Source organism: Pseudoalteromonas sp., from assembly GCF_018402495.1.
Taxonomy (GTDB): domain Bacteria; phylum Pseudomonadota; class Gammaproteobacteria; order Enterobacterales; family Alteromonadaceae; genus Pseudoalteromonas.
On the sequence record NZ_JAGYIU010000005.1, the window covers coordinates 174,811 to 200,907 of the forward strand.

The 26,097-nt window shown below is 40.9% G+C and carries 24 protein-coding genes, 4 tRNA genes and 1 pseudogene; 14 read left to right on the top strand and 15 right to left on the bottom strand.

The genetic code is table 11. The features are described from left to right. Nucleotides 1-21 precede the first annotated feature (21 nt). Nucleotides 22-390: a YacL family protein gene (locus KG708_RS15900; protein WP_213611393.1), complete on the bottom strand. Its 369-nt coding sequence runs from the start codon at nucleotides 388-390 to the stop codon at nucleotides 22-24. 111 nt (nucleotides 391-501) lie between these two features. Further along, nucleotides 502-726, bottom strand: coding sequence for a hypothetical protein (locus KG708_RS15905; RefSeq protein ID WP_013463755.1), 225 nt, complete (start codon nucleotides 724-726; stop codon nucleotides 502-504). Nucleotides 727-1,041: 315 nt separating this feature from the next. Here KG708_RS15905 and uvrD point away from each other — a divergent pair, with 315 nt between their 5' ends. The 3 genes from uvrD to KG708_RS15920 are packed head-to-tail and all read left to right on the top strand — an operon-like array spanning nucleotide 1,042 to nucleotide 6,365. Next, nucleotides 1,042-3,207: a DNA helicase II gene (gene uvrD / locus KG708_RS15910; protein ID WP_213611395.1), complete on the top strand. Its 2,166-nt coding sequence runs from the start codon at nucleotides 1,042-1,044 to the stop codon at nucleotides 3,205-3,207. Continuing rightward, nucleotides 3,185-5,275, top strand: a complete 2,091-nt coding sequence (locus KG708_RS15915; protein ID WP_213611396.1) for a GNAT family N-acetyltransferase — start codon at nucleotides 3,185-3,187, stop codon at nucleotides 5,273-5,275. The genes uvrD and KG708_RS15915 overlap by 23 nt, the downstream gene beginning before the upstream one ends. Then, the gene (locus tag KG708_RS15920; RefSeq protein WP_213611397.1) at nucleotides 5,244-6,365 is read left to right on the top strand and encodes an ABC transporter substrate-binding protein; all 1,122 of its coding nucleotides are present in this window, start codon (nucleotides 5,244-5,246) and stop codon (nucleotides 6,363-6,365) included. Before KG708_RS15915 ends, KG708_RS15920 begins: the two co-directional genes overlap by 32 nt. A gap of 81 nt (nucleotides 6,366-6,446) precedes the next feature. Here KG708_RS15920 and KG708_RS17735 read toward each other — a convergent pair. Next, nucleotides 6,447-6,592: pseudogene (locus KG708_RS17735) on the bottom strand (IS630 family transposase); the annotation flags it as partial. A gap of 157 nt (nucleotides 6,593-6,749) precedes the next feature. Between KG708_RS17735 and KG708_RS15925 the strand changes: the two are divergent. The 4 genes from KG708_RS15925 (at nucleotide 6,750) to KG708_RS15940 (ending at nucleotide 9,493) form a co-directional block, all read left to right on the top strand. Further along, nucleotides 6,750-6,896 carry a hypothetical protein gene (locus KG708_RS15925; protein WP_213611398.1) on the top strand — a complete coding sequence of 49 codons (147 nt, stop codon included), beginning with the start codon at nucleotides 6,750-6,752 and terminating at the stop codon, nucleotides 6,894-6,896. Between the two features lie 111 nt (nucleotides 6,897-7,007). Further along, entirely contained in the window at nucleotides 7,008-7,994 is a 987-nt protein-coding gene (locus KG708_RS15930) for a hydrolase (protein ID WP_213611399.1), read from the top strand. A gap of 2 nt (nucleotides 7,995-7,996) precedes the next feature. Then, nucleotides 7,997-8,242, top strand: a complete 246-nt coding sequence (locus KG708_RS15935) for a YheU family protein (RefSeq protein WP_213611400.1) — start codon at nucleotides 7,997-7,999, stop codon at nucleotides 8,240-8,242. A 60-nt stretch (nucleotides 8,243-8,302) separates the two neighbouring features. After that, nucleotides 8,303-9,493 (top strand): dipeptidase, encoded by a 1,191-nt coding sequence (locus tag KG708_RS15940; protein WP_213611404.1) that lies wholly within the window; start codon nucleotides 8,303-8,305, stop codon nucleotides 9,491-9,493. A gap of 379 nt (nucleotides 9,494-9,872) precedes the next feature. On the opposite strand, the gene tuf is transcribed toward KG708_RS15940, so the two are convergent. From tuf to murB, 8 genes are all read right to left on the bottom strand, one after another. Continuing rightward, nucleotides 9,873-11,057 carry an elongation factor Tu gene (gene tuf, locus KG708_RS15945; protein ID WP_013463851.1) on the bottom strand — a complete coding sequence of 395 codons (1,185 nt, stop codon included), beginning with the start codon at nucleotides 11,055-11,057 and terminating at the stop codon, nucleotides 9,873-9,875. 135 nt (nucleotides 11,058-11,192) lie between these two features. Further along, nucleotides 11,193-11,268 (bottom strand) — tRNA-Thr (locus KG708_RS15950). 10 nt (nucleotides 11,269-11,278) lie between these two features. Beyond that, a tRNA-Gly gene (locus KG708_RS15955) sits at nucleotides 11,279-11,353 on the bottom strand. Between the two features lie 46 nt (nucleotides 11,354-11,399). Then, nucleotides 11,400-11,484 (bottom strand) — tRNA-Tyr (locus KG708_RS15960). 39 nt (nucleotides 11,485-11,523) lie between these two features. Beyond that, nucleotides 11,524-11,599, bottom strand: a tRNA-Thr gene (locus KG708_RS15965). 126 nt (nucleotides 11,600-11,725) lie between these two features. Beyond that, nucleotides 11,726-12,424 (bottom strand): type III pantothenate kinase, encoded by a 699-nt coding sequence (locus KG708_RS15970; RefSeq protein ID WP_213611406.1) that lies wholly within the window; start codon nucleotides 12,422-12,424, stop codon nucleotides 11,726-11,728. Beyond that, nucleotides 12,421-13,413, bottom strand: a complete 993-nt coding sequence (gene birA, locus KG708_RS15975; protein ID WP_213611408.1) for a bifunctional biotin--[acetyl-CoA-carboxylase] ligase/biotin operon repressor BirA — start codon at nucleotides 13,411-13,413, stop codon at nucleotides 12,421-12,423. Before birA ends, KG708_RS15970 begins: the two co-directional genes overlap by 4 nt. Further along, nucleotides 13,410-14,420 carry a UDP-N-acetylmuramate dehydrogenase gene (murB, locus tag KG708_RS15980; protein ID WP_213611410.1) on the bottom strand — a complete coding sequence of 337 codons (1,011 nt, stop codon included), beginning with the start codon at nucleotides 14,418-14,420 and terminating at the stop codon, nucleotides 13,410-13,412. The genes birA and murB overlap by 4 nt, the downstream gene beginning before the upstream one ends. A gap of 142 nt (nucleotides 14,421-14,562) precedes the next feature. On the opposite strand from murB, the gene KG708_RS15985 reads away from it, so the two are divergent. Next, nucleotides 14,563-16,404 carry a M1 family metallopeptidase gene (locus tag KG708_RS15985; RefSeq protein ID WP_213611412.1) on the top strand — a complete coding sequence of 614 codons (1,842 nt, stop codon included), beginning with the start codon at nucleotides 14,563-14,565 and terminating at the stop codon, nucleotides 16,402-16,404. Between the two features lie 58 nt (nucleotides 16,405-16,462). Here the strand turns inward: KG708_RS15985 and KG708_RS15990 are convergent, their stop codons facing one another. Then, nucleotides 16,463-17,065 (bottom strand): DUF2057 domain-containing protein, encoded by a 603-nt coding sequence (locus KG708_RS15990; RefSeq protein WP_213611414.1) that lies wholly within the window; start codon nucleotides 17,063-17,065, stop codon nucleotides 16,463-16,465. A 92-nt stretch (nucleotides 17,066-17,157) separates the two neighbouring features. Between KG708_RS15990 and KG708_RS15995 the strand changes: the two genes are divergently transcribed. The 3 genes from KG708_RS15995 to KG708_RS16005 all read left to right on the top strand — a co-directional run bounded on the left by KG708_RS15995 (nucleotide 17,158) and on the right by KG708_RS16005 (nucleotide 20,631). Continuing rightward, entirely contained in the window at nucleotides 17,158-17,529 is a 372-nt protein-coding gene (locus KG708_RS15995; protein ID WP_213611420.1) for a histidine triad nucleotide-binding protein, read from the top strand. Nucleotides 17,530-17,737: 208 nt separating this feature from the next. Next, a complete protein-coding gene (locus KG708_RS16000; RefSeq protein ID WP_008108518.1) occupies nucleotides 17,738-18,394 on the top strand; it encodes a response regulator transcription factor in 657 nt (218 codons plus the stop codon). A gap of 80 nt (nucleotides 18,395-18,474) precedes the next feature. Next, nucleotides 18,475-20,631 carry an ATP-binding protein gene (locus tag KG708_RS16005; protein ID WP_213611422.1) on the top strand — a complete coding sequence of 719 codons (2,157 nt, stop codon included), beginning with the start codon at nucleotides 18,475-18,477 and terminating at the stop codon, nucleotides 20,629-20,631. Between the two features lie 74 nt (nucleotides 20,632-20,705). On the opposite strand, the gene KG708_RS16010 is transcribed toward KG708_RS16005, so the two are convergent. The 3 genes from KG708_RS16010 to KG708_RS16020 are packed head-to-tail and all read right to left on the bottom strand — an operon-like array spanning nucleotide 20,706 to nucleotide 24,092. After that, nucleotides 20,706-22,130: a mannose-1-phosphate guanylyltransferase/mannose-6-phosphate isomerase gene (locus KG708_RS16010; RefSeq protein WP_213611424.1), complete on the bottom strand. Its 1,425-nt coding sequence runs from the start codon at nucleotides 22,128-22,130 to the stop codon at nucleotides 20,706-20,708. 58 nt (nucleotides 22,131-22,188) lie between these two features. Beyond that, nucleotides 22,189-22,962, bottom strand: coding sequence for an amidohydrolase (locus KG708_RS16015; protein ID WP_213611426.1), 774 nt, complete (start codon nucleotides 22,960-22,962; stop codon nucleotides 22,189-22,191). Then, on the bottom strand, nucleotides 22,950-24,092 hold the full coding sequence (locus tag KG708_RS16020; protein ID WP_213611428.1) for a methionine aminotransferase: 1,143 nt from the start codon (nucleotides 24,090-24,092) through the stop codon (nucleotides 22,950-22,952). The genes KG708_RS16015 and KG708_RS16020 overlap by 13 nt, the downstream gene beginning before the upstream one ends. 107 nt (nucleotides 24,093-24,199) lie before the next feature. On the opposite strand from KG708_RS16020, the gene KG708_RS16025 reads away from it, so the two are divergent. The 3 genes from KG708_RS16025 to KG708_RS16035 are packed head-to-tail and all read left to right on the top strand — an operon-like array spanning nucleotide 24,200 to nucleotide 26,039. After that, a complete protein-coding gene (locus tag KG708_RS16025; RefSeq protein WP_213611430.1) occupies nucleotides 24,200-24,817 on the top strand; it encodes a methylthioribulose 1-phosphate dehydratase in 618 nt (205 codons plus the stop codon). Next, nucleotides 24,814-25,500: an acireductone synthase gene (mtnC, locus tag KG708_RS16030; protein ID WP_213611433.1), complete on the top strand. Its 687-nt coding sequence runs from the start codon at nucleotides 24,814-24,816 to the stop codon at nucleotides 25,498-25,500. Before KG708_RS16025 ends, mtnC begins: the two co-directional genes overlap by 4 nt. After that, entirely contained in the window at nucleotides 25,497-26,039 is a 543-nt protein-coding gene (locus KG708_RS16035; RefSeq protein ID WP_213611435.1) for an acireductone dioxygenase, read from the top strand. Before mtnC ends, KG708_RS16035 begins: the two co-directional genes overlap by 4 nt. Nucleotides 26,040-26,097 lie beyond the last annotated feature (58 nt).

The window sequence follows — 26,097 nt, forward strand, 5'->3', positions numbered from 1 at the left end:
TAATAATACAGATAATATAACTTAACGACCAGCCGTAAACTCATGCCATGAGTTGATCAGGTCAACAAAGTCTTCAAAACCACAACCACTGCTTAAATCATTCTCTTCAAGCATGAGTTCGTCATCTTGGTAGGCTAATATATCTTCGTTATCTTGATAAAGCGCATGCGCTTCAAATAACGCTTCATCTTTAGAAAGAATGAGGTCAATTTCTTGGCCTTTAAGTGTTACCGGCTCAAAGCTTGAACTGACCGAGCTAATAAGTGCCTGCACCATCGCCACTTTATCTTTGCCTATTTCTTCATTTAACCAGCGGCCTATAATCGCGTGCTCGCTGCTAATTTTAATTCTTAACCCACTAATAGGATCGCGAATGAATTGGTATTCCATAACTTTATTCCAGTACTGCTAATGCAACAGATTATAACCTAATCAGCTATGAATAATGAAAGCCAGATACAAAAATAGCGCCATAAGGCGCTATTTAGCATCATCAATTAGCTAACCGCCTGAGCGATAGCGTGCAGCATCAATAATTGCCCATAAATGGAACACGGCACCGATTACGGCTGGCACAACTAAAAACCATAGCGCATAACCGCCAAAAACCAGAATTGCAAAAACAAGTGCCGCTAAAATACGGCCCTGCACCAACTGCCCTAAACCGGGGAAAAAAATATTACATAATGCTGCGATTACGTTACCGCCAGAACCTTGTTGAGACATACTAACCTCTGTAGTTTAATTAATTTTGTATTTGTACTTATTAGTTATACTTACACACTTTATGCCAATTTATTAAGGCTTACAAATCATACAGTTAAATTATTACGAATTTATCGCTTTAGTATTATTTGCCAAAAATAAGTCAAATTAGCAATTGTAAATAGCTATTTTAGTTACTTGCTCAGTTTATACTTTCAACTATTCAACAACTTAAATACATATTTTATAAATAGCTGTTTATAAAAACAGTATTTTATTTAGCCTAACAAAAACACCTGTTATACTGCTCTCATTATTGATTAAAAAGGCGTAACGATGGACGTTTCAGAATTACTCGATGGCTTAAATGATAAACAACGCGATGCCGTTGCAGCGCCATTACAAAACATGCTGGTATTAGCAGGAGCAGGTTCAGGTAAAACTCGAGTATTGGTCCATCGTATTGCCTGGTTAATGCAAGTAGAGCAAGCCTCTGCCTTTAGTATTTTTGCGGTAACCTTTACTAATAAAGCCGCTAAAGAAATGCGCTCACGGGTTGAAGAAACATTAAAAGCCCCTGTAGGCGGTATGTGGATTGGTACTTTCCATGGTTTATCGCACCGAATTTTGCGTGCACATCACCGTGAAGCAAACTTACCAGAAGCCTTTCAAATTTTAGACTCTGACGATCAGCTTCGTATGATCAAGCGCTTATTAAAATCGATGAATATTGATGATAAAAAATGGCCAGCAAAGCAGTTTGGCTGGTACATAAGCGCTAAAAAAGACGAAGCTCTGCGCCCTAAAGATATTCAGGCATACGATATTAACGAGCAAATGATGCTGCGCGTTTACGCCGCCTATCAAGAAGCTTGCGATAGAGCTGGCCTTGTTGATTTTGCAGAAATATTACTACGTAGCTATGAGGTTCTTAAAAATAACCCAACCTTGCTGCGTCATTACCAGCAACGCTTTGCGCACATGCTAGTAGACGAGTTTCAAGATACCAACACGATTCAGTATGCATGGTTAAAATTACTTGCGGGCGATACCAGCAGTATCATGATTGTAGGCGATGATGACCAAAGTATTTACGGTTGGCGTGGCGCTAAAATTGAAAATATCAAACGCTTTTTAACCGATTTTGACGCAGAGACGATTCGCCTTGAGCAAAACTATCGCTCGACTGCCACTATTCTTAAAGCCTCAAACGCGTTAATTCAAAATAACTCCGAGCGAATGGGTAAAAGTTTATGGACCGACGGTAACGACGGTGAACCTATTTCTATTTATGCTGCTTTTAATGAGCTAGATGAAGCACGCTTTGTGAGTAGCAAATTACGTAGCTGGCTTAATGCGGGTAACGCACTTCAAGATGCGGCTATTTTATATCGTAGTAATGCGCAATCGCGGGTACTTGAAGAAGCGATGCTACAAGAAGGACTTAAATACCGAATTTATGGCGGTATGCGATTCTTCGAACGCCAAGAAATTAAAGATGCCCTCTCATACTTACGCTTGGTAGGAAATCGTCAAGATGATGCCGCATTTGAACGTGTGATTAACACCCCCGCCCGTGGCATTGGCGATAAAACATTAAGTCACATTCGTGACTGCGCTCGTGCTGAATCTCTGCCGCTTTGGTATGCTGCTAAAGCCATTGTAGAGCAACAGCATTTATCAGGGCGAGCATCAGGGGCGGTTGCCAAGTTTGTTGAGTTAATTGAACATATTGAAGATAAAATTAGTGACTTAACGCTGCATGAGCAAGCTAAATATGCGATTCAAACCTCAGGGTTAATGGCTATGTATCAGGCTGAAAAAGGTGAAAAAGGCCGTGCTCGGGTAGAAAACTTAGAAGAATTAATTAGCGCCTGCGATCAATATGAACTCCCTGAAGAAGAAGAGTTTAGTTCACCACTACAAGGCTTTTTAGCCTACACCTCGCTTGAATCAGGTGAAGGGCAAGCCGATGAACATGAAGATGCGGTACAAATGATGACGCTTCACTCAGCTAAAGGCTTAGAGTTTCCGCTGGTATTTATGGTGGGTGTTGAAGAGGGCATGTTCCCATCTCAACAAAGCAATGAAGAAACGGGCCGCTTAGAAGAAGAACGCCGTCTTTGTTATGTAGGTATGACCCGTGCCATGGATAAGCTATATATTAGCCATGCTGAAAGCCGACGCTTATATGGCCAAGAAAAATATCACAGCCCATCACGCTTTTTACGAGAAATACCCGAAGACTGCGTAGAAGAAATTCGCATTAAAACTCAGGTTTCTCGCCCGCCAGCAGCTGGTCGATTTAGCGCATCGGTTAGCCATGCCGCCTTTGAAGAAAGCGGATTTAATTTAGGTCAACGGGTGCTACATGCAAAATTTGGCATTGGAACCGTGCTCAACTACGAAGGCAGTGGCGCACAGTCTCGTGTACAAGTTAACTTTGACGACTTAGGCAGTAAGTGGTTAGTAACAGCGTATGCAAGACTACAAGCCGTTTAACCGCGTTATAGAGCGTGTGCAGCAGCAACTAGCGAATGCTAAACATCGTCAGTTACTGTTGCTTACAGGCGATAAAAATTGGTGTTATGAGCAATGCACTCAGCTGCTTGCTCAATTACAGCAACCCTCTTTTGTTCTTTCTAAAAATACAAATTTAGTTAATGCCGATTGGCCAGAACATACCCATCAAATTTTAGGGCAAGAGTGCGCCCATGCTGTTTACGATGGCTACAGTGGATTGGTGCCAGATAAACTTGCTGCGCTCAGTGGCGTCGTGCAAGCAGGTGGATTTTTAATTATATTACTTCCAACGCTCGAATCACTTGAACATTGGTGCGATCCTGCGCTGCCATTATTTCAATCATTTGGACAAGCGCATCAATACAGCTTTTTTAATCAACGCTTAAAGCACCTACTGAGCAACGCCTCCTTATTACATTTTAATCAACAAGATGGCTGGGTTACTCTTACCGATATTGATTCATCAACAGGTACAATAGATTTCACCGAACAACAACAATGTGTTGAATTAATAATAAAAACGGCAAACGGACGCGCAAATAGACCATTATTGATTAATGCTGATCGGGGGCGGGGTAAATCAGCGGCATTAGGGATTGCCGCAAGCGAGCTCAGCGATAAAAAAATCCTCATCAGCTCTATGCAATTTCGCGCATTGCACAGCAGCTTTAAACATTTAGCAAACGCACTTAATTTAGAGTATCAAACAGGCAATAAATGCATTGCAAACATGCAATATATTGCGCCTGATCAACTACTTAACGAACAGCCCGAGTGTGACTTGCTATTAATTGATGAAGCGGCAGCAATCCCTGTTCCAATGCTCATAAAACTACTCCACCTTTATCCACGCGTGGTATTTTCAAGCACCATGGTTGGCTATGAAGGCAATGGTCGCGGCTATATTTTAAAGTTTACTCGCTACCTTAAAACGCATTTTAAAAATATGCGCAGTATGACTCTTGAGCAGCCTATTCGCTTTGCAAAACATGATCCTTTAGAGCGGCACATTTGCACGCTATTAGCCTTAGATGCAGAGCATCATAGTACCAGTTTAAATACAACTCCTATAGAGTTTAAGTACATACAAGCAACTCAACTTGCAAGCAACGAGTTACTACTTCGCCAAGTTATTGGATTACTGACATTGGCGCATTATCAAACCAGTGTAAATGACTTACGCCATTTATTAGATGCCACTGAACAACATTTATATGTTTGCCAGCAAGACGATAATATTCTTGGCGTATGTTTAGTTGCAATTGAGGGAGGGTTTAATACACCCTTGAGCGATGAAGTCATTCAAGGTAAACGCAGGCCTCAAGGTCACTTAATGGCGCAAACGTTAGCACAATTGAGTTTTAATGCTAACGTTTTAAAACAACACTGCGCCCGCGTGGTGCGTATTGCCGTTGATCCACAGCATCACAACAAAAAAATAGGCACACAGTTACTTCAATACTGTGAACAACAATTGCAAAGCGAGTGTGATTGGTTTGGAGCCAGCTTTGGCGGCAATGCGCAATTACTCAGTTTTTGGCAAAATAATGGCTTTAATTTAGTTAAACTCGGTTTTCAAAAAGATAAAGCAACGGGCGAGCATAGTGCATTAGTAGTTAAAAGCTTAAATAGCAACGATCCCCTTCTAAAACAATTAATAACCCAACTTGAGGCCGATTTCCCTTTACAACTACTTGATCATTATAGCCAGCTTGATTATCAACTAGTCGCAAAAATTGTCTCCTGCTTTAATACTCATACTTATAGCATAGCTGAACAATCAAGATTAAAATCTATGTTAGCAAGTGACTACCAGCTTTTTAATATAAAACCATTACTCTGGCGACGTTTTTGGGCATTGCCGTATAGCTTGCCAACCGATGACGATAATTTCCAATCTGTTTTTATTAGACTAGTATTACAAAATTGGACACCGAAAAATATCCAAAGTCAGTTAGGTTTGAATGGCACAAAGTCATTTAATACATTATTTAAAAAGGCTGTAAATAATTGGTATGAGCGCATTTCGCATAATAGTAAACCTTAACATTGTCCTTATAGCATTAGTGCTTGGGCAAACTTTCGTGCATGCCGAGCAAACCAACGACAAAGTAATTAAACTGGGCATGTCTACTGCACTGACTGGCCCTGCAAAAAATATTGGCCAACAGTTACATAAAGGTAGCAGCGTTTATTTTGACAAAGTTAATAACGCTGGCGGCATTAATGGCGCTAAGGTGCTACTTTTAGTTGCTGACGATCACTATGAACCAGAGCAAACCGTTCATAATACACGTGAGTTTATTTACACAAATAAAGTGGATGCCCTGTTTGGTGCCATGGGTACCCCAACCAGCCATGCAATTATACCTTTACTAGAACAATCAAAAATTCCGTTCTTAATGCCTTTTAGCGGGGCGAGCTTTCTACGTGAAAAACCGTCAGTTAAAGCATTTAACTTACGAGCAAGCTATAACGATGAAGCGCAAGAACAAATCAAATACCTCGTTGAAGAGCATAAGCATACTAAGATAGGACTGTTTATACAGGCTGACGAATTTGGTTTATATGTAGAATCAGGACTAAGAGAAGCACTCGCTAAATATAACCTTACACCTGCAATAGTTGCTCGCTACAAACGCAATAGCCATGATGTGGAGTCGGCACTTAATACCTTAAAATTAAGCGGGGTTACGGCAATCTGTTTAGTCGGCACTTATGAACCACTCTCTGAGTTTATTAATAGCGCCCAAAAGCAAGGGTTTAATCCTGAATACACTAGCGTCTCGTTTGTACCCAGCTTTGATTTATTTGATGAAGTAAACTCACCATCAAATATTATGGTAACGGAGATTGTTCCAAACCCACTAAATTGTAAAGATAATTTTTGTACTGAGTTTTTAGCCGATATGCAAGCGAGCAACATTACAAAACCGAGTCGTCTTCATTTTGAGGGTTATATTAACGCCATGGCATTTAGTAAAGCAGCGAAAAAATGCCAACTCCCCCTTCAACAATCCTGCCTGATGAATGAGCTTAATTCTTTATTAGTAACCGATACACTTATCCAAAAGTTATTCATACATACTGAAAACAACAAACGTAATGTTTATCGCTCTTACTACGTGAATAAATAATACCAATTGCATTAAATTAGTGATTTAGTAAAGCAACAAGGAAACAAGTCGATAATAAGGCGCTATAATCGCCTCTGTTTACCCTGTTACGGGGAATACTGCACCAAAAATATGAATGGCTAAAAATTGCTGTTGCTTCACAACACGTGGCCTAACGCCTTTTTAGCCCAAATTTTTGAGATGGTATTTTGTTACCTAAATCGTGCTTCATCTTTAAGCTATACATCAAGGATATACTGAGTGTGAGGGATGTTTCTTCACTAAACATGATCCAAATCAACTTCTATCACACTGCTAAACAACTTAGGAAAATAGCTTGATCTGGATCATATCAAGCACCCCCAAGCCAGCCTATGATTAATTCATAGACATCAGGAGGCAATTATGGACGTATTCTTTAGAGATTTTTTTAGTGACCCAGTACTATTCTTATCATTTGGATTTTTAGGCGTCGTTATTGGTTTATGCCTCTTCTTTGTGTATTTTTTTATGAAAAAAGTACACGATGCAGACATTAAAGAGCAGCATTAAGCACGACGCACAAAGTGCCTTATCAGTTTACTGATTAGGCGCTTTTTATTTTTAAATATAAAAAATTTGTTACACTAGCATCTCGTTTATTACATGGTGCGTAGTACAAACATGATCCCTAAGTTCAAACCCGCATGGTGGATGACCAACCGACACGTTCAAACCATAATGCCGCGTTTTTTCCGCCCATTTCATCAAACTCGCTTCGAACTTGCACAACTTGATACACCCGATGGTGACTTTATTGAGCTTGCTTGGTCACTCCCGCATAACGAAACGGCGCCGCTCGCAGTAGTACTTCATGGACTTGAAGGCAACATAAATAGTTTTTATGCCAAAGGCATGATGAAAGCATTAAAAAAGCAAGGGTTTGCAGTGGTGCTAATGCACTTTAGAAACTGCTCAACCGAAGTTAATCGCCTACCAAGAGCCTACCATAGTGGCGACACTGCCGATTTAGCTTTTTTTATAAACCATTTAAAACAACAATTTCCAAAGCGCCCAATTGTGGCTGTCGGCTTTTCATTAGGTGGTAATGTGCTGGCTAAATATTTAGGGGAAGAACACATTCACTGCCCGCTTAGTGCAGCCGCTGTGATATCTGCGCCCTATGATTTGTCATCATCTAGTGATGTTATTCGTAAAAGCTTAGGTAAAATTTATCAAAAATATTTGCTCGATCGGATGAAAAAGTCGATGCAACGTAAACTGCCACAAATTAAACAGCAAATACCGATCACCACTGATCAGTTAATGGAAATTGACGATTTATTAGAGTTCGATAACCAGCTTACAGCACCGCTACATGGCTTTGAAAATGCGCACGACTACTACGAAAAAGCCAGTGCCATGCCGTATTTAAAAGATATTGCGACACCTACACTAATTATTCATGCCAAAGACGACCCTATGCTGTCAATTAAGGCGGTACCGAGTAGTCAGGATGTAAGTGAGCATGTTACGCTGCGTATCTCAGAGAAGGGCGGCCACGTAGGTTTTATTAGCGGTAACAACCCATTTAAACCCGTGTATTGGTTAGAACAAGTGGTGCCTGATTATTTTAAGCAATGTGTATTTAATAACACCGATAAAGAGTGACTATGATTATTCCTTTTGAACAACTTGATAAAGACACACTGTACAACCTAATTGAAAGCTACGTTCTGCGCGAAGGCACTGACTATGGCGAACAAGAGTTCAGTATTGAAAGTAAAGTAGCGCAAGTAAATCAGCAATTAAAAAGCGGCGAAGCTATGGTGTTTTTCTCTGAGCTGCATGAATCGGTTACCATAATTTCTAAAAGTGAATTCAAAGCGCTGCAAAGTGAAGCGCAATTTAACGAGTAAACTTGTCAGGCACGGCGTAAAAATAGACAATGGCTTTTTTAACTTAAAGAGCCATTATAAATGATAAAACTAAGCTCAATAGTTATTGCAATGTCGATTGCATTAACAGGTGCAGTACATGCAGAAATTACCCCCTCAGATAAAGCAATTAAGCTTGCTCACGATACCATTTTAATTGATACCCACATTGATGTACCTTACCGTATTCACGCAAAATGGGCGGATGTGACTAAAGCCACGGATGGCGGCGATTTTGACTATCCTCGTGCAGTAAAAGGCGGTTTAAATGCGCCATTTATGTCGATTTATATTCCTGCCCATTTAGAATTTGAAGGTAAAGGCAAAAGCTTTCAATTAGCGAATCAACTTATTGATGGTATGGAAGCAATTGCACAACGTGCACCTGACAAGTTTGCTATTGCCAGCTCTACAAACGATATCGAAACACAATTTGAGCAAGGTAAAATGTCGATTGCTATGGGCATGGAAAACGGCTCACCCATTGAAGGCGATTTAAAAAACCTACAGCACTTTTTTGACCGTGGTGTGCGCTACATTACGCTTGCTCATTCTCAAAGCAATCATATTTCTGACTCATCATACGATGTTCGCCGTAAGTGGAAAGGCCTAAGCCCATTTGGTAAAGAGTTGGTGACTGAAATGAATAATATTGGAATGCTAATTGATGTATCGCATATTTCGGACGATGCGTTTTATCAAGTAATAGAACTATCTAACACCCCTGTGATTGCATCACATTCGTCGCTGCGTAAGTACACGCCGGGTTTTGAGCGCAATATGGATGACGATATGCTATTAGCCCTTAAAAAGAATGGCGGTGTGATTCAAATTAACTTTGGTTCAAGCTTTGTTACCGCTAAAGCAGGTACGTGGGGCAAACAGTTAAAGAGTAAAAAAGAAGCGGTAAAAAAAGAAGGCACTAAGTTAAGTAAAGATTTTGATGCGATGTATCGTGCTAAAAATCCCTACCCATTTGCAAGCTTAGAACAAGTACTTGATCATATTGATCACGTTGTGAAATTAATTGGCATCGAGCATGTCGGTATTGGCTCTGATTACGACGGCGTAGGTGACTCACTACCTATTGGCTTAAAAGATGTGTCTAGCTACCCAAACCTTGTACAAGGCTTAATGGATAGAGGCTACAGCGATAGCGATATTAAAAAGATTTTAAGCGGCAATACACTAAGAGTGTGGAAGCAAGCCGAAGCGTATGCGAAAAAGCACTAGCGTGTAAGCTGTCAGTTGTCAGTTGTCAGTTGTCAGTTGTCAGTTGTCAGTTGTCAGTTGTCAGTTGTCAAAAAGTTTAATTAATAGCACGGCTTAAAGTCGTGCTTTTTTTATGTGTTAAGTATAATTTAACACCAAGCTCTAATAGCTAAAAGCTGATAGCTGAAAACTAAACACTTTTCTTCAGGCATTAAAAAACCCGAGACTAAACTCGGGTTTTTTCGTATTAATTAGCTAGGCTAATTATTACTCTACGATAGTTGCTACAAAGCACCTACGCCTAAGGTAAGAGCGCCACCTTTACATGACATAAATCGCAGGCATTAAAAAACCCGAGACTAAGCTCGGGTTTTTTCGTATTAATTAGCTAGGCTAATTATTACTCTACGATAGTTGCTACAACACCAGCACCTACAGTACGGCCACCTTCACGGATAGCGAAACGAAGACCTTCGTCCATCGCGATTGGCGCGATTAGGGTTACTGTCATCTTAACGTTATCACCAGGCATTACCATTTCTACGCCTTCTGGTAACTGTACGTCACCTGTTACGTCAGTTGTACGGAAGTAGAACTGTGGACGGTAACCTTTGAAGAATGGAGTATGACGACCACCTTCATCTTTCGAAAGTACGTATACTTCTGAAGTGAATGTAGTGTGTGGCTTGATTGAACCAGGCTTAGCTAGTACTTGACCACGTTCAACGTCTTCACGCTTAGTACCACGTAAAAGTGCACCAATGTTCTCACCAGCACGACCTTCGTCAAGTAGCTTACGGAACATCTCTACACCAGTACAAGTAGACTTAGTTGTCTCTTTGATACCAACGATTTCAACTTCGTCGTTCACGTTGATGATACCAGCTTCAACACGGCCAGTTACAACAGTACCACGACCTTGGATTGAGAAAACGTCTTCGATAGGCATGATGAATGGCTTATCGATGTCACGCTCTGGCTCTGGGATGTATGTATCTAGTGCTTCTGCAAGCTCTACGATTTTAGCTTCCCATTGCTCTTCGCCTTCAAGTGCTTTAAGTGCAGAACCTTGAATTAGTGGTAAGTCATCACCTGGGAAGTCGTATTCAGAAAGAAGTTCACGAACTTCCATTTCTACTAGCTCAAGTAGCTCTTCATCATCAACCATGTCACATTTGTTCATGAATACAACGATGTAAGGAACGCCAACTTGGCGAGAAAGTAGGATGTGCTCACGAGTTTGTGGCATAGGACCGTCAGTCGCAGCAACTACTAAGATAGCGCCGTCCATTTGAGCAGCACCCGTGATCATGTTTTTAACATAATCGGCGTGACCAGGACAATCTACGTGTGCGTAGTGACGAGTAGGAGTATCGTACTCAACGTGTGAAGTTGAGATTGTGATACCACGCTCGCGCTCTTCTGGAGCGTTATCGATTGATGCGAAATCTTTAGCAACACCGCCGTATACTTTTGCAAGTACGTTAGTGATTGCTGCAGTTAGTGTAGTTTTACCGTGGTCAACGTGGCCGATTGTACCAACGTTTACGTGCGGTTTTACGCGTTCAAACTTTTCTTTTGCCATGACGGAACCTATCAGTTTTGTGTATCTAGATTACATATGAAAATAATCCACCATAGGTAGATTAAGTTAATTTTTTCAAATTTCAAATAGTTTTTTCTGACAGATAAAGGAAGTGTTTAAGGCGATTCGATTGACTGGTGCTGATAGGCAGATTTGAACTGCCGACCTCACCCTTACCAAGGGTGCGCTCTACCAACTGAGCTATATCAGCATCATCAAATTGGAGCGGGCAGCGGGAATCGAACCCGCATCATCAGCTTGGAAGGCTGAGGTAATAGCCATTATACGATGCCCGCTTTAAGGAACCTGTTCTTAAACTACCTCTAACCGTCTAGAATAAAGTGGTGGAGGGAGCTGGATTCGAACCAGCGAAGGCTGAGCCGTCAGATTTACAGTCTGATCCCTTTGGCCGCTCGGGAACCCCTCCACGATAATTCTTTACTAAGCACTTCCGGTAAAAGGAAAGTGGTGCCGACTAACCGAGTCGAACGGTTGACCTACTGATTACAAGTCAGTTGCTCTACCAGCTGAGCTAAGTCGGCACTGCTTTAGTACGGGGCGAGATTCTAGAGTAAGGTTTATTGGGATGCAACCAAAAAATTAAAAAAAATGTGATTTAATGCTTTAAATGCTCACTATTCGCGCAAAAAGCTGTTTTTTTGTTGTTTTTAACTCTTTTTAGCTAACTCATACCAGTAATTTAAGCCTTTCATTACTAGCATTGGGTCGAAAATACTCTGTGAAAAATGCCCTTGTAACAGCTGACCATAACCACCCGCAAAAATTAAGAGGCTATTTTTTGTATTTAAATGCAATCTTGCTTGCTCAATGGCACCCATAGTTGCCACTAAGGCTCCGTTTTTTAACCCATTAGGGGTGTTTTTTCCAAGCTCATTAGCAAATGGCGTGTTTGCATCATCAAATACCCGCTGAGTATTTTGAGTGAGTGATGAGGTCATTAAATCAAGCCCAGGTAATATCCAGCCTCCTAGATGCTGCCCATCATTATTGAGAACGTCTATGGTGGTAGCCGTGCCAGCATCAACAACAATAGCAGCCGTATTAGGGTAAAGCGTATAACCGCTAATAAGCGCCAACCATCTATCTATACCCAAATTACCTACTTGCTGATACGCGCAGCGTAACCCACTAAGCTCACTACTAACCGTAGCCTCAAAACAATCAATATTATGCGTTTTGGCTTGCGCTAATAATTGTTTAAGTAACTCGCTACGACCAACACAAGCGTAAATAACAACCGTAATTTGCTGCCATGAAATATTATTAATATCACATGGCTGTATTTGCCCGTTTTCCCACAATACGGCTTTGAGTGAGGTATTACCTACATCAATGAGTAATCTCATGCTTGCGCCTTTCTTAATGAAATCTCGCCGCCATAATAACTTTTCACTTCACCGTCTTGGCGAATACGTACACCACCGTGCGCATCTATGCCTTCACAAATGCCACACCAACTACGATGCCCGGTATTAAGCTCTACCTGCTCGCCTGCAAACGCATTTAATGCATTCCATTGTTGATACATAGTTTGTAAGCCATTCTCACGATATTGCGCTAAGCGTTGCTCTAGCCAATAAGTTAATGAAGCTACTAGTTGATTTTTATCTAGCTGCTGGGTGTGCTGACTTAAATCAGTCCATGCTTGGTCAATGTGCTGACTGGCACTTTGTGGCATATTTAAATTAATACCAATTCCTATCACCAACTGACACGGCCCTTGTGGTTGCCCGTCTAATTCAACTAATACGCCAGCGAGCTTTTGTTTGTTTATATAAATGTCGTTTGGCCATTTAAGCTCTACTTCAATATCATAAAGTGCTTTTATCGCATCATACACCGCTAAACCAACAGCAATCGATACGCCCATAGCGGCTTGTAAACCATCATCTAATCGCCAAAAATAACTGTAGTATAAGTTAGCACCAAAGGGTGATTGCCATACTCGCCCTCGACGCCCCCGCCCTGCTTGCTGCATTTCGGCAACGATTACCGTGCCCGTCTGAAGTGGTGTTTTAGCCTGAATGCGGCGCATTAGTTCGCTGTTGGTTGAATCAATAAGCGGCTGCACTTCAATATTAGCGGTATTTTGCCCTAACTCAGCATAAAGCTGTTGTATTTTTTCCTGATTAAGTAACCCTACTTGGTTATTTAAGTAATAGCCTTTACCTGTAACTTTAAATACATCTAAGCCCATAGCTTGTAGGCTTTGAATGTGTTTACTAACAGCGGCACGACTAATTCCTAATTCCTCTCCTAAAGCTTGCCCAGAGACAAAACCACCTTCATTCAGTGCATTTAAAATAGCCAGCTTGTTTCCATCAGGTGCCTTCATGCTGATTGCTCCAAAGAAATATGACATTCATTGTGTTGATTAATTAACCGCACTTCATGTTCTAAGCTTATGTTATAGCGCGCTAAAACAGTGTTTTGAATATGGGTGATCATGCTAATCAAATCATCCCCTGTACTATAACCATGGTTAACCAGTACCAGTGCTTGCTGCTGATGCACTTCAATACCGGCAATTTTATATCCCTTTAATCCCGCTTGCTCTATTAACCACCCCGCAGCGACTTTATGATGACCGGCTCCATGCGGGTAATGAGGTAACTCAGGGTACGTCGTAAGTAACTGCGCTAATTCACTATTGGTGATAATGGGGTTTTTAAAAAAGCTGCCCGCATTAGCCAGTTTATAAGGGTTTGGCAGTTTGATATTGCGTGTCTGTATCACCTGCTCACACACTTGTTGTGGCGTCGGGTTTATTAATTGCTGCAGCGGTCCATAATTGAGTACTGGTTGCCATGTTTTGGGCAACTTAAAATGCACTTGGGTGATCACCGCTTTATTCTTTAGCGCATGTTTAAATACGGATTCACGATAAGCAAAGTGGCATTGCTGATTAGTTAAGGATTTGAAGCAGTTGCTATTAATATCAAAATAGTCAACAGCTTCAATAAACTGCGCTATTTCTACACCGTAGGCACCAATATTTTGCACTGGCGCAGCTCCAACAGTACCTGGGATCAGTGCTAAATTTTCAAACCCAGCTATGCCTTGCTCAAGCAAGTATGTCACTAATTGATGCCAATTTTCACCGGCAGCCGCACTAACTAAAAAGTCATTTTCCCGTTCTGTAATATTAATTCCTTGGGTCGCCATTTTAATAACCGTGCCAGCATAATCATTTAAAAAAATGGTATTACTGCCCTCACCTAACAGACAAAAAGGCGCTTTAAAGCTCTGAGTCTGAAGCTGCGCTGAGTCGGTGATCTCAATAAAATTTTGGCATTGGGTACTTAATGCAAATGTATGAAGGGGTTGTAATGAGTGCGCCACAAGGGTCCTAAAGGTACCAGTAATTAATCGCTCTAGTTTAACTCATCGTCGCAAATTGCGCATCAGCTTGTAAAAATTGTTCAACCCACTGTGGCAATCATGTTATAAAACGGGTACTTTTTTATTTGTACTCAAGGTAATTATGAAAATCAAACCTCTTTTTTTAAGCCTCGCTATGGCCGGTATGTGCTCGCAAGCAATGGCTAGCGCTATTGATCAAAATTCCTACGCCAACCTTGATGATGTTATTACCACGCATTTAAACCTTGATTTAGACATCGACTTTGCCGACAAGCAATTAGAAGGCTTTGTTGAGCATACGCTACAATGGAAAAACGCGAAAAGTAGAAAGCTAGTACTTGATACCCGAGACTTAGATATTGATAAAGTGATGTATCAAACAGCAAATAGCCATTGGCATAAAGCCAGTTTTAATCTTGCTAGCCGCGATGATGTTAAAGGCGCAAAACTAACCATTACCTTTAAAAGCCAAGCTGAAAAAGTCCGTATTTACTACAACAGTCGCCCAGAAGCATCTGGCTTACAGTGGTTAACACCAAAGCAAACGGCAAGTAAAACGCACCCGTTTATGTATAGTCAATCGCAAGCGATTCATGCACGTAGTTGGATCCCAGTACAAGACACTCCAGCAATGCGGGTCACCTACTCGGCACGCATTCAAACTCCAAAAGATGTACGTGCAGTGATGAGCGCCGACAACAGCGATGCTCTTTTAAAAGATGGTGATTATACTTTTACTATGCCACAGGCCATTCCGCCTTACTTAATTGCCATAGGTGTCGGCAACCTTGAGTTTAAAGCTATGTCACATCAAACCGGCATCTTTGCCGAACCCAGTATTTTAGAAGCCTCGGTTGCCGAATTTAACGACACCCAATCGATGATCGACAAAGCCAACACAATGTATGGCGAATATGCATGGGGACGCTATGATTTACTTATGCTACCACCTAGTTTTCCATTTGGTGGCATGGAAAATCCGCGCCTATCATTTATTACGCCTACAGTTGTTGCAGGCGATAAAAGTCTAGTTAACCTGATTGCGCATGAGCTTGCTCACTCTTGGTCTGGCAACTTAGTAACTAACGCCACGTGGGAAGACTTATGGTTAAATGAAGGCTTTACCTCGTACGTTGAAAACCGCATTATGGAAGAAGTATTTGGTCGCGACCGCGCAGTAATGGAGCAAGCACTTGATGCTGCAAATCTTCGTGCGCAACTTAAAACCCTTGATGCACCCGACACACGTCTTAATTTAAAACTTAATGGCCGCGATCCAGATGATGCCTTTAGCTCAGTGCCTTACACAAAGGGTCAGCTATTTTTGCTCTATCTAGAAAATAAATATGGCCGTGATAAGTTTGATGACTTTGTTAAAACTTACTTTAATGAATTTGCGTTTAAATCGCTAACCACGGCGCAATTTGTTACTTACATCAAAGCTAACTTAATTGAAAAGTACCCTGGTGTAGTGAGCATAGATAAAATAAACGAGTGGGTTTTTGAGCCTGGTTTGCCAAGTGATGCACCTAATCCAACCTCTGACGCGTTCGATAAAGTAGATGCTGCAAAACAAGCATGGTTAAGTGGGGGTACAACTGCCACACAACTCCCTACTGCAAACTGGACAGTGCATGAGTGGCTATATTTTTTAAATAACCTACCACGCGATTTAAGCATTAAAAAAATGACTGAGTTAGACGGCGAGTTTAACTTAACTCAATCAACTAACGCAGAACGTGCATTTGCATGGTACATGCTAGCGGTGAGTAACGGTTACCAGCCGATTTATCCTGCGCTTGATAAACACTTATCGAGTATTGGTCGTCGTAAATTAATTGTGCCTTTGTACAAAGCACTTATTACGAATGGTAAAAAAGACTGGGCGCAAAACGTGTATCTAAAAGCACGCCCAGGCTATCATTCACTTGCGCAAGGCACCATCGACGCACTATTTGAGTAACATAATAACGTTACCAATAAACTAAAAAGGGCTAAATTGGCCCTTTTTTAATGCTTAACTATTTTGTTACTTTATCTAAAAAAGCCTGCCTTTCAGCAAGGGTTGCTTGTTGCCACCAAAAGTCGAGCATGGCTGCCGCGCTTGGCATGCCTTTTCCATTAATTGACGTAATCGGCTTAATGGGACGACTCGGTTTTTGCGGACCCGCTGGGGTTTGTGTTGTTTGCTGGTTAAACTGAGTACTTTGAAGTTGTCGCTCGGCAATAATATTTAATGGTTTAGCTAAGGTGCTGCCTTTTGCTTTTAAGCTCACTTGAGGCGCCTGCGCAAATACTTTTGCCGCCACCGCATTTTCAGCACGATTAAATACCAAGGTGTAATCTTTACCTGCTTCAATGGTTACATTCACCCAAAAAGGCGCGGATTCAATGACTTCATGATCGTCATAACCTAAATCGTATAAATCCGTGTATTTAAGTTTTAACTGATAAGTACCCGGCGCTAATTCAACATCATCAACACGGCTAAAAAACGAACTTTCAATGATTCGCTCACCCACTTGCAAAGGAACAAACTCCTCAGGAAAGTAAATATTTTCTGCCAAACTTGATGCACTCAGTAAGAGTGCCGCTACACTACCTAATAGTATTGATTTACGCATAATGACTCCTTTAGTTGATTTCAGTTTGACACTGCTAGCAAAATTTGTCATTAGTGACACATATATTAATCAAACAAATTAGAGTCATCATTATGAGCCAAGAGACTATTTTTACTAAAATTATTAATCGCGAAATTCCAGCCGACATTATTTATGAAGATGAACTCGCGCTTGCATTTAAAGATATTAATCCACAAGCACCATTTCATGCGTTGATTATTCCTAAACAAGCGATTGCCACAATTAACGACGTAACCGAAGAAAACGCACACCTTGTTGGCCACTTATATGTAGTAGCTGCTAAACTTGCCAAGCAATTTAACTTTGCAGACGACGGTTACCGAGTAGTAATGAATTGCAATGAACACGGCGGGCAAACTGTTTATCACATTCACTTACATATGTTGGCAGGTAAAGAAATGGGCTGGCCTCCTTATCAAAACACCAAAAAAGTGGCGCTATAATCACTTATTAAATCCTGTATCTTAAAAAATACATTAAAAATACGGCGTTTTTCTTATTTACCAAAAAACAATTACTTATTTGCAACATTTATGTTTAAATAATCGCAAATCGCACCTTTCCTCCAGTGAAATAATGATTCTCTAATACAAAAGGTGTGCAGGGATTGTGGTAAGATTAACTAGCCAGCTTTATAAAGAGTAAAAAAACATGAGCAGTTCAGCCTTTTTGTTGTTAGATGAAGAACCAATTAACACTATTGGTATTAACGTTTTAGAGCCATTGTTAAAAACGCAAGGCCTTGACGTAACTACGGGTACAAATATTTTAGATGTTCCGGTAGGTACTCGCTTATTGTTCATTGAAACATCAAGTAAAGACGCATGGACAAAGCTAAAAGAGCAACTCGTTAATTTACGCATCAAGTGCGATATTGTGTTGTTTAATTTAGATGAAAATCCAGAGCTTGCTAATCGTGCATTACTTAGTGGTATTCGCGGCGTATTTTACACCACCGATAATGCCGATGTACTCATGAAAGGGATTCGTTTATTACTCGAAGATCAGCTTTGGTATCGTCGTGATATTATGTGTAATGCACTTAACCGCATGCTGCAATTTAATAAAGACGCCCTGCATAAGCTAACTGATGGTGATATTGAACCAATCAAGCTCACGAAGCGTGAAAAAGCAATTATCTCGTTAATGAGTAATGGTTCTAAAAATAAAGAAATTGCTGAAGAGTTAAGTATTAGCCCGCACACGGTTAAAACTCATTTATACAGTGCATTTAGAAAAACTAAATGTCGTAACCGTATTGAATTACTTTCTTGGGCACAACAAAACATTCCCGACGAAATTCGTTAACGTTTGTTTGAATAAATACCATACAGGCACTTTAAGTGCCTGTTTTTATATCTTCTTTAAAAAACGCTGTTGGGGTCTTAATGCTCGACTCATTTACGCTTTATTTTGCCAGTATCGCTGTTATAACAGTGATGACGCTACTGAACTTTTTAACCTGGCGTACCAATAAGCATGTCCCCGGCACGTTACTTTATATTTTCTACCCAGTATTACTATTAGGCGCCATTGTTAGCTTGGTGCTAATAGACACAATACCTAATAAGATCGCCATTATTCTTGCTAATGGCATGATGTTTCTAGCCTCTATTGTGCATTGCTTATCGATTAGTCAATTTTTAAACTATCGTGGTCCTGGCTTTAAGTTAGTGTGCCTGTTTACTGTGTTTAGCGCTTTGTTAGTTATTTATTTTACTTTTATACAGCCATCAACGCGCTCTCAGATTTATATTTCTGACTTACAGCATATTGTCGAAGCTACTTTTTTACTGTTTATATTTATAAAATATGCGCGAATCCCTTACCCTAACGCCAGTATTGTTTACATTATTATTTTAACTTTGGTTGCAGCAAGTTTCATAGCCCGAAGTATATTTATGGATGGTATTGAACAAAATGATACTGTTTTAAACTTTTGTTTTAATTCACTGTTATTTTTAAACAGTGTGATTGCCCCCATGTTTTATGCCGCAGGTATGGCGCTATTATGTAATGAACGCAGAGAGTTACGCCTTAATAAATTAACTGAGAAAGCCCATAAAGATTTAGAGATTCGCGGACTGTTTTTATCCACTATTAGCCATGAAATACGCACCCCACTAAACGGCATATTAGGCAGCGCACAATTGGTATTGAATCAAACTAGCGACAGTCGTAACAAAGCCTATTGCGAAGCCATTATCAACTCAGCAGAGTCACTCAACCTACTAGTTGATAAAGTATTAGAATACGCAAGCCTAGATCAGCACGATGAAGCTTTGTACGAAGAAGACATAGAGTTTAAAACGTGGATGAAAAATTTATGTTTACTGCTGAGCCCTCTGGCAGAGCAAAAACAGCTTAAATTTGAGCTCGCCTGCAATATACCCGATAAGGCTTGTTACTACTGCGACCAACAAAAACTTAGGCAAATTATTATTAATCTTGTAGGTAATGCGATTAAATTTACCGATACCGGCACAGTAAAAGTACAAATCGATTTGATTAATGAAACCCAGCTAGATCATACCCTCAAGCTAAGTGTAATCGACTCAGGTCCTGGAATTGAAAAAGATGAAATTGATTATTTAACGCAGCCCTATATCCAAAGTAGTGCAGGTAAAGAAAAAGGCGGAACAGGCCTTGGACTTGCAATAACTAGTCGCCTACTGGACAAAATTAATAGCCAGTTAGAAATTACCAGTGAACTGGGAGTCGGTAGTGTTTTTAGCTTTAATATAACGTTAGCCATTGGTGAGCTTAGCTTAGTAGAGCAACGCCATCAAAGTAAAGACTATTTAACCGGACTTGACGTGCTGCTGGTTGAAGATTTAGACCTGAACCAAAAGATAGCCGTTGAATTTATGGCAGACGACGAGCATAAAATTAAGCTCGCTAAAGATGGAAAAAGTGCGATTGAGTTAATGAAAAAATACCACTTTGATGTGGTACTCCTTGATATGAACTTACCCGATTTAACCGGGCAACAAGTCCTAAAAACTCTCAAACGGGTGGAGCATAAAAATCAGCGAACTCCAGTATTGGCCTTTACTGCCAGCTTGAGCCCTGATGAAATAAAAGAATACTTAGCACTGGGCATTAAAGACATTGTCGGCAAGCCACTAAAACAAGAAAAGCTGCGCCAAGCACTGAGTGATTCGCAGTCAACACAAACAGCTAACATTGCCGTCGAGCTGATTGATACGTTATACGATGAAACAGCAACAGAAACCCTTACAAACTCTTTTAGTATTGATGAAGTGTCTTCTATCTATAATGAATTTATTCTTTCTGCACGTAACAAGCTAAGCCGTTGCCAAACTTTATTAGAGCAAGATTCAGATCAATGCATTAAGCTATTACATCGCCAAGCCAGCACCGCTATGCAACTTGGTTTTAATAGCTATGGACTGGCACTAAAGAGAATTGAACGACGCTTACTAGATAAAAAACCACTGAATAACGCGTTAGGTGAAGCCAGCACACTGTGGCAACACAGTTTAGAAGCATACTTAAAGTATGTGCGGCAAGGCCTGGGGTAAAAAGGTTCCGGGCTTCGAGCTACCAAGTTTTACTACAGTGAAAAATAATCTAGCCTTTTCACTATTTACTACGGTTATTTTCTGCCGTATATATCGTCAAATCGCTCTATGTCGCTTTCATCTAATATAGCGCCAGTTTGCACTTCAATGACAATAAGTGGCTCGGGCTGATTATTCGCTAAACTATGCAGTTGCGTTGCAGCAATATAACAAGATTGGTCATGGGTCAGTGTTAAGCTTTGCTGGTCAATACATATATCTGCAGTGCCTGATACTACAACCCAATGCTCAGCGCGATGCTGATGACGCTGTGTTGAAAGCCGAGCGCCACTATTTACGGTTATTTTTTTTACTTTAAAGCCCGTACTTTCTACCAGCGTGCGATAATTTCCCCAAGGACGATATACCACTTGATGGTGCGTTAGTTTATCATTTTGCGTCATTGCCAATTGCTTGAGCAGTAAAGGGAGGGCATCCAACGAATTTTGCTCAGCAATTAAAGTGGCGTCGTGGGTATGAATAACCGCTAAATCGCTTACCCCTAAGGTCGCTATTGTATGACCATGTTCGCTAATAACTAAGTTATTAAAACTGTTTTGAGTGATATGTTCTTGGTTTTGGCTATTACCTTGTGGATCTTTTTTACTCAGCGCAGCCAGTGCAGAAAAACTGCCCACATCGCTCCAGTTTAACGCCACAGGCATCACCACTACATTATTACTGCGCTCTAAAATAGCGTAGTCAATCGAGTCACTTGGGCAAGATTCAAGTGCGTGGGTATTTGCTCTTGTAAACGCTAAATCTTGTTTAAAGTCAGCGGCATTGGCAACACTTTTAGCAATTTTGGGGGCAAAGCGCTCAAGCTCCTGTAAATAAGCATGAGGCGTAAATAAAAACATGCCACTGTTCCAGCTATAACCGCCCTCAGCAATGTAGGCCGATGCCGTTGCTAAATCGGGTTTTTCTTTAAACTGGTCTACCTCAAAGCACGCAGTATCTGTGATTGCTGCGCCCTGTTTGATATAGCCATAACCGGTGTGAGGCATAGTTGGCGTAATTGAAAATGTTACTAATTTACCTTGTTCAGCCAGAGTAACCGCATCAGATAACTGGGCAGTTAAAACGCTAAAATCTTCAATATAATGATCGGCAGGCATCACCAACAAAGGGCCCGTAATATTATTTTTTAATGCATAGTGCGCGGCAAGGGCAATGGCTGGTGCGGTATTTTTGCCTTCTGGTTCAAGCACTATGGCACAAGGCTTTGCAAATGCAGCTTGCTCTGCGGCAATAAATCGATGCTGTTCATTACAGACTAAAATAGCGGGGTTAAAGCCCTCAGTTGCAACACGCACTAACGTGCTTTGCAATAACGACTGCTGGTTTTTATTATCAAGCAAAGATAAGAATTGCTTTGGCATTGCTTGGCGCGATAGCGGCCAAAGCCGCGAGCCAATGCCGCCAGCTAAAATTACCGGTGTAATAAGGGTTGTATTCATAAAGCCGCCAATAAAAATATCAGCGGCTATTTTAGCACTTTATCGGCTGGGCGCTAATTTATACCAATGTAAAAGCATCGGCATCTAAATGTGCCGGAAATTTAGCTCTAAACTCATCAAGCGGCGCTTTATTTAACGTGATTGTTAGTAGTGCTTGCTGGTCGTCATTCGCTTTAATCAATGGCTCACCTTTAAAGTCATACACTGCAGTTCCACCACTGTGAGCAATACCATTGCCATCTTCACCAACTCGGTTTACGCCAACCACGTAGCATAGGTTTTCCATGGCTCGTGCCATTAGCAAGGTATCCCACACATTACGCCTTGCCGCTGGCCAATTGGCAATATTTATCATCACATCGTAGTCATTATTATTGCGCTGAAACACCGGAAAACGTAGGTCATAGCATACTTGTGGCAATATTTTAAAACCATTGAGTTCAAACACTTCACGGGTTTGCCCGGCCACGACAAATTCACCTTCGTTACCTAAACAAAATAAGTGCCGTTTATCGTAATAACTCACATCTCCATTTGGTTGTACCCAGTAAAACCGATTCGCTTTTTTACTTCCTTGGGTTACCAATACTGAGCCTGCAAATACCGCATTATAGTGCTTCGCCTGTGCCTTGAGCCAACTCAGTACTGAGCCATTTTCAGCTTCGCCACAGTCAAGGTTAACCGCAAACCCAGTAGCAAAGGTTTCAGGAAGTACAATTAAATCAGGTTGATCAGTGATATTAACAAGCTGTTTTTCAAACATCGCTAAATTGGCTTTTTTATCGAGCCAATGCAACGAGCTTTGTAATAATGCTAAGGTTAAAGTTGACATAAAATATGTGCCGCCTCTATTAAGGTTTGATCATTTTTAGCAAAACATAGACGAATAACTTTATCATTGCTTGGTTGCTGATAAAACACACTCAGTGGAATGGCTGCAATACCTGCTTGTTCTACTAACCATTGGCAAAATTCTACGTCATTTAAATCAGAGACATCACTGTAATCAAGCAGTAAAAAGTAAGTGCCTTCACTTGGTAAAATACTAAAGCGACTATCTTTTAGCGCATTAATGAGTACATCACGCTTTTGTTGATAAAACTCACCCAGCGCATCTACATGCTCACCTTGCTGTTCTAACATATCAGCGAGTGCATGTTGCGCAGGCGTAAAGCTTGAAAAAGTCACATATTGATGAATTTTACGAAACTCGACCGCAAGTGCAGCGGGTGCGATGCAGTAACCCATTTTCCAACCCGTACTATGAAAAGTCTTGCCAAAGCTTGAGATCACAAAGCTGCGAGCCAATAATTCCTCATCTCGTAGCACACTTAAATGTGCTTGCTTATCAAAAATAATATGCTCGTATACTTCATCACTTATCAAGTATAAATCATGCTTAATTACCAAGGCTTTTAGGGCATTAATATCGTGCTGTTTTAACGTTTTACCACTTGGGTTATGTGGGGTGTTGATAATAATAGCCCGCGTTTTGCTATTAATAGCCGCAGCCACCATTTGCCAGTCAATTGCATAATTTGGAGCATGCAGAGCAATATTAACTGACTTACCACCAGCCAATTCAATCGCTGGCTGGTATGAGTCATAAGCGGGGTCAAATACAATAACTTCATCGCCTTCGCGCACTAGCGCTTGAATGGCAACAAACAGCGCCTCGGTTGCCCCAGAGGTTACCGTTACTTGCTGCACTGCATCTATTTCAACCGCATATTTTCGTTTTACTAACTGGGCAATTTGTTGCTGCAGGCGCGGTACACCAGATGAAGGTGAATACTGATTAACGCCTTCAAGCACATAATGATTAAGCTGTTTTTTAAGTAGCTCAGGCGCATCAAACTCAGGAAAACCCTGCGATAAATTAATCGCTTCGAATTGATTTGCTAAAGCAGTCATTTGACTAAAAATACTGGTGCCTAAATTTGGCAGTTTACTTTCAAACACTGGTTATCCTTAATGATGGTTTTGCGCTCAAAGCGATGCTATCATTGCTTAAAACAGAAGTATAGCCGTCTAAAACAAATAGCTTTATGCTCATTAGTGAGGAATGTATGCAAAACAATACCGCTATTTCAGAACTTATTGAAGCCGGAAAATGGGTCAGTCAAAAAGGTTGGGTCCCCGCAACAGGTGGAAACTTTTCAGCCCGAACCAGTACAGGCTTTGTAGTCACAGCCAGTGGCCACAACAAAGGCGCGTTAATGCCTGAGCATTTTCTACAATTAAATCATTTAGGTGAACGTATTGCAGGGGCAATAAAACCCTCAGCCGAAACACAACTGCATTTGAGCTTGTATCAACTTATTCCCGATGTGCAATATGTTTTACATACTCACTCGGTAGCGGCAACGGTACTTTCAAATATTATTCAACACCATCAGCTTGAACTAACCGGCTACGAGATGCAAAAAGCGCTCAGTGGTATTACATCGCACTTAGAATCACTAGTCATCCCTATTTTCGATAACGATCAAGATATAAACCGTTTAAGTCTCCTTGTAAGCGACCATCACTTACACTCACCAATTAAGCATGCCGTATTGATCAGAGGCCATGGTTTATATGCTATTGGCCGTAACATCGATGAAGTTCGTCGCCATTTAGAGGCATTAGAGTTTTTATTTAGTTGCGAGCTAGAACGCTTAAAAATAACAGGAATCGCACCATGATTAAAGCACTGCTAACCGATATTGAAGGCACTATTACGCGTATTTCGTTTGTAAAAGACGTACTCTTTCCTTATGCCGCACAACAGCTGCCTGCATTTGTACGCAGCCATACAGATAAACCTGAAGTAGCAGAACAAATTAGCGCTGTAAAAGCTGAAATTAACGAGCCTAATGCCGATATCGACACTGTTATTAGCACTTTACTTACTTGGATTGAAGAAGATAAAAAAATAACGCCGCTTAAGCAATTACAAGGTTTAATTTGGCAAACAGGCTATGAAAACGGTGATTTTACTGGCCACTTATACCCAGATGCTTATCAATTTTTACAACAGCAAAAGCAAGCGGGTCAACAGCTGTACGTTTATTCGTCGGGCTCGGTGAAAGCACAGCATTTAATTTTTCAGTATTCTGACTTTGGCGATATTCGCCCACTATTTAGTGATTACTTTGATACCAAAGTAGGCGCTAAACAAGAGCCAATCGCCTATGAAAACATAATAACGCAATTGCCTTTTAACCCAGACGAAGTATTGTTTTTAAGTGATGTAGCTGCAGAGCTTGATGCTGCAAAAACTGCTGGGCTTAAAACTTTACATTTAATTCGCGATGGGCAAGAAAGCTCATCAAAGCACAGTTACATTAACGATTTTAGCCAATTTAAAGCGGAGCATTTAGCATGAGCCAACTCACTATTTTTGCAGATTCTGACGCCAATAATGCACTGCTGACCAGTAACGATGTTCAAAATATTGCCGCTGAACTTGCTAAGGTTAATGTGCGTTTTGAGCAATGGCAGGCAAATACCGAGATCACTGAAGGCACCAGCAATGATGATATTTTAACTGCCTACAGCGGCGATATTGAACGCTTAAAACAGCAAGGCGGCTATCAAACTGTTGACGTTATATCACTGGCTAAAGGCAACCCTGATGCTGCAGAATTACGCAAAAAGTTTTTATTTGAACACACTCACAGCGAAGACGAAGTGCGCTTTTTTGTAAAAGGCCAAGGGTTATTTTGCTTACACATTGGCAGTAAAGTGTACCAAGTACTTTGCCAACAAGGCGATTTGATCTCAGTACCTGAACTGACCCCTCATTGGTTTGATATGGGTAGCGACCCAGAATTTACCGCTATTCGTCTATTTAACAATACACAAGGTTGGGTAGCACAAAGCACGGAATCACCGATTGCAGAGCAATTTCCATTATTACCGTAAGTTAATCATTCAAAACCCTGGTCCACACTAATAAACATAACGTGGACCAAACGCATCG

What these genes read in the sequence shown, in the direction of transcription:
- KG708_RS15925 (WP_213611398.1), top strand. Translation starts at nt 6,750, where the DNA reads ATGGACGTATTCTTTAGAGATTTTTTTAGTGACCCAGTACTATTCTTA.
- KG708_RS15905 (WP_013463755.1), bottom strand. Translation starts at nt 726, where the DNA reads ATGTCTCAACAAGGTTCTGGCGGTAACGTAATCGCAGCATTATGTAAT.
- KG708_RS16005 (WP_213611422.1), top strand. Translation starts at nt 18,475, where the DNA reads ATGCTCGACTCATTTACGCTTTATTTTGCCAGTATCGCTGTTATAACA.
- tuf (WP_013463851.1), bottom strand. Translation starts at nt 11,057, where the DNA reads ATGGCAAAAGAAAAGTTTGAACGCGTAAAACCGCACGTAAACGTTGGT.
- KG708_RS15935 (WP_213611400.1), top strand. Translation starts at nt 7,997, where the DNA reads ATGATTATTCCTTTTGAACAACTTGATAAAGACACACTGTACAACCTA.
- KG708_RS15900 (WP_213611393.1), bottom strand. Translation starts at nt 390, where the DNA reads ATGGAATACCAATTCATTCGCGATCCTATTAGTGGGTTAAGAATTAAA.
- mtnC (WP_213611433.1), top strand. Translation starts at nt 24,814, where the DNA reads ATGATTAAAGCACTGCTAACCGATATTGAAGGCACTATTACGCGTATT.
- KG708_RS16015 (WP_213611426.1), bottom strand. Translation starts at nt 22,962, where the DNA reads ATGTCAACTTTAACCTTAGCATTATTACAAAGCTCGTTGCATTGGCTC.
- KG708_RS15985 (WP_213611412.1), top strand. Translation starts at nt 14,563, where the DNA reads ATGAAAATCAAACCTCTTTTTTTAAGCCTCGCTATGGCCGGTATGTGC.
- KG708_RS15970 (WP_213611406.1), bottom strand. Translation starts at nt 12,424, where the DNA reads ATGAGATTACTCATTGATGTAGGTAATACCTCACTCAAAGCCGTATTG.
- KG708_RS15990 (WP_213611414.1), bottom strand. Translation starts at nt 17,065, where the DNA reads ATGCGTAAATCAATACTATTAGGTAGTGTAGCGGCACTCTTACTGAGT.
- KG708_RS15930 (WP_213611399.1), top strand. Translation starts at nt 7,008, where the DNA reads ATGATCCCTAAGTTCAAACCCGCATGGTGGATGACCAACCGACACGTT.
- KG708_RS15920 (WP_213611397.1), top strand. Translation starts at nt 5,244, where the DNA reads ATGAGCGCATTTCGCATAATAGTAAACCTTAACATTGTCCTTATAGCA.
- KG708_RS16010 (WP_213611424.1), bottom strand. Translation starts at nt 22,130, where the DNA reads ATGAATACAACCCTTATTACACCGGTAATTTTAGCTGGCGGCATTGGC.
- uvrD (WP_213611395.1), top strand. Translation starts at nt 1,042, where the DNA reads ATGGACGTTTCAGAATTACTCGATGGCTTAAATGATAAACAACGCGAT.
- KG708_RS16025 (WP_213611430.1), top strand. Translation starts at nt 24,200, where the DNA reads ATGCAAAACAATACCGCTATTTCAGAACTTATTGAAGCCGGAAAATGG.
- KG708_RS15940 (WP_213611404.1), top strand. Translation starts at nt 8,303, where the DNA reads ATGATAAAACTAAGCTCAATAGTTATTGCAATGTCGATTGCATTAACA.
- KG708_RS16035 (WP_213611435.1), top strand. Translation starts at nt 25,497, where the DNA reads ATGAGCCAACTCACTATTTTTGCAGATTCTGACGCCAATAATGCACTG.
- KG708_RS15995 (WP_213611420.1), top strand. Translation starts at nt 17,158, where the DNA reads ATGAGCCAAGAGACTATTTTTACTAAAATTATTAATCGCGAAATTCCA.
- KG708_RS15915 (WP_213611396.1), top strand. Translation starts at nt 3,185, where the DNA reads ATGCAAGACTACAAGCCGTTTAACCGCGTTATAGAGCGTGTGCAGCAG.
- KG708_RS16000 (WP_008108518.1), top strand. Translation starts at nt 17,738, where the DNA reads ATGAGCAGTTCAGCCTTTTTGTTGTTAGATGAAGAACCAATTAACACT.
- birA (WP_213611408.1), bottom strand. Translation starts at nt 13,413, where the DNA reads ATGAAGGCACCTGATGGAAACAAGCTGGCTATTTTAAATGCACTGAAT.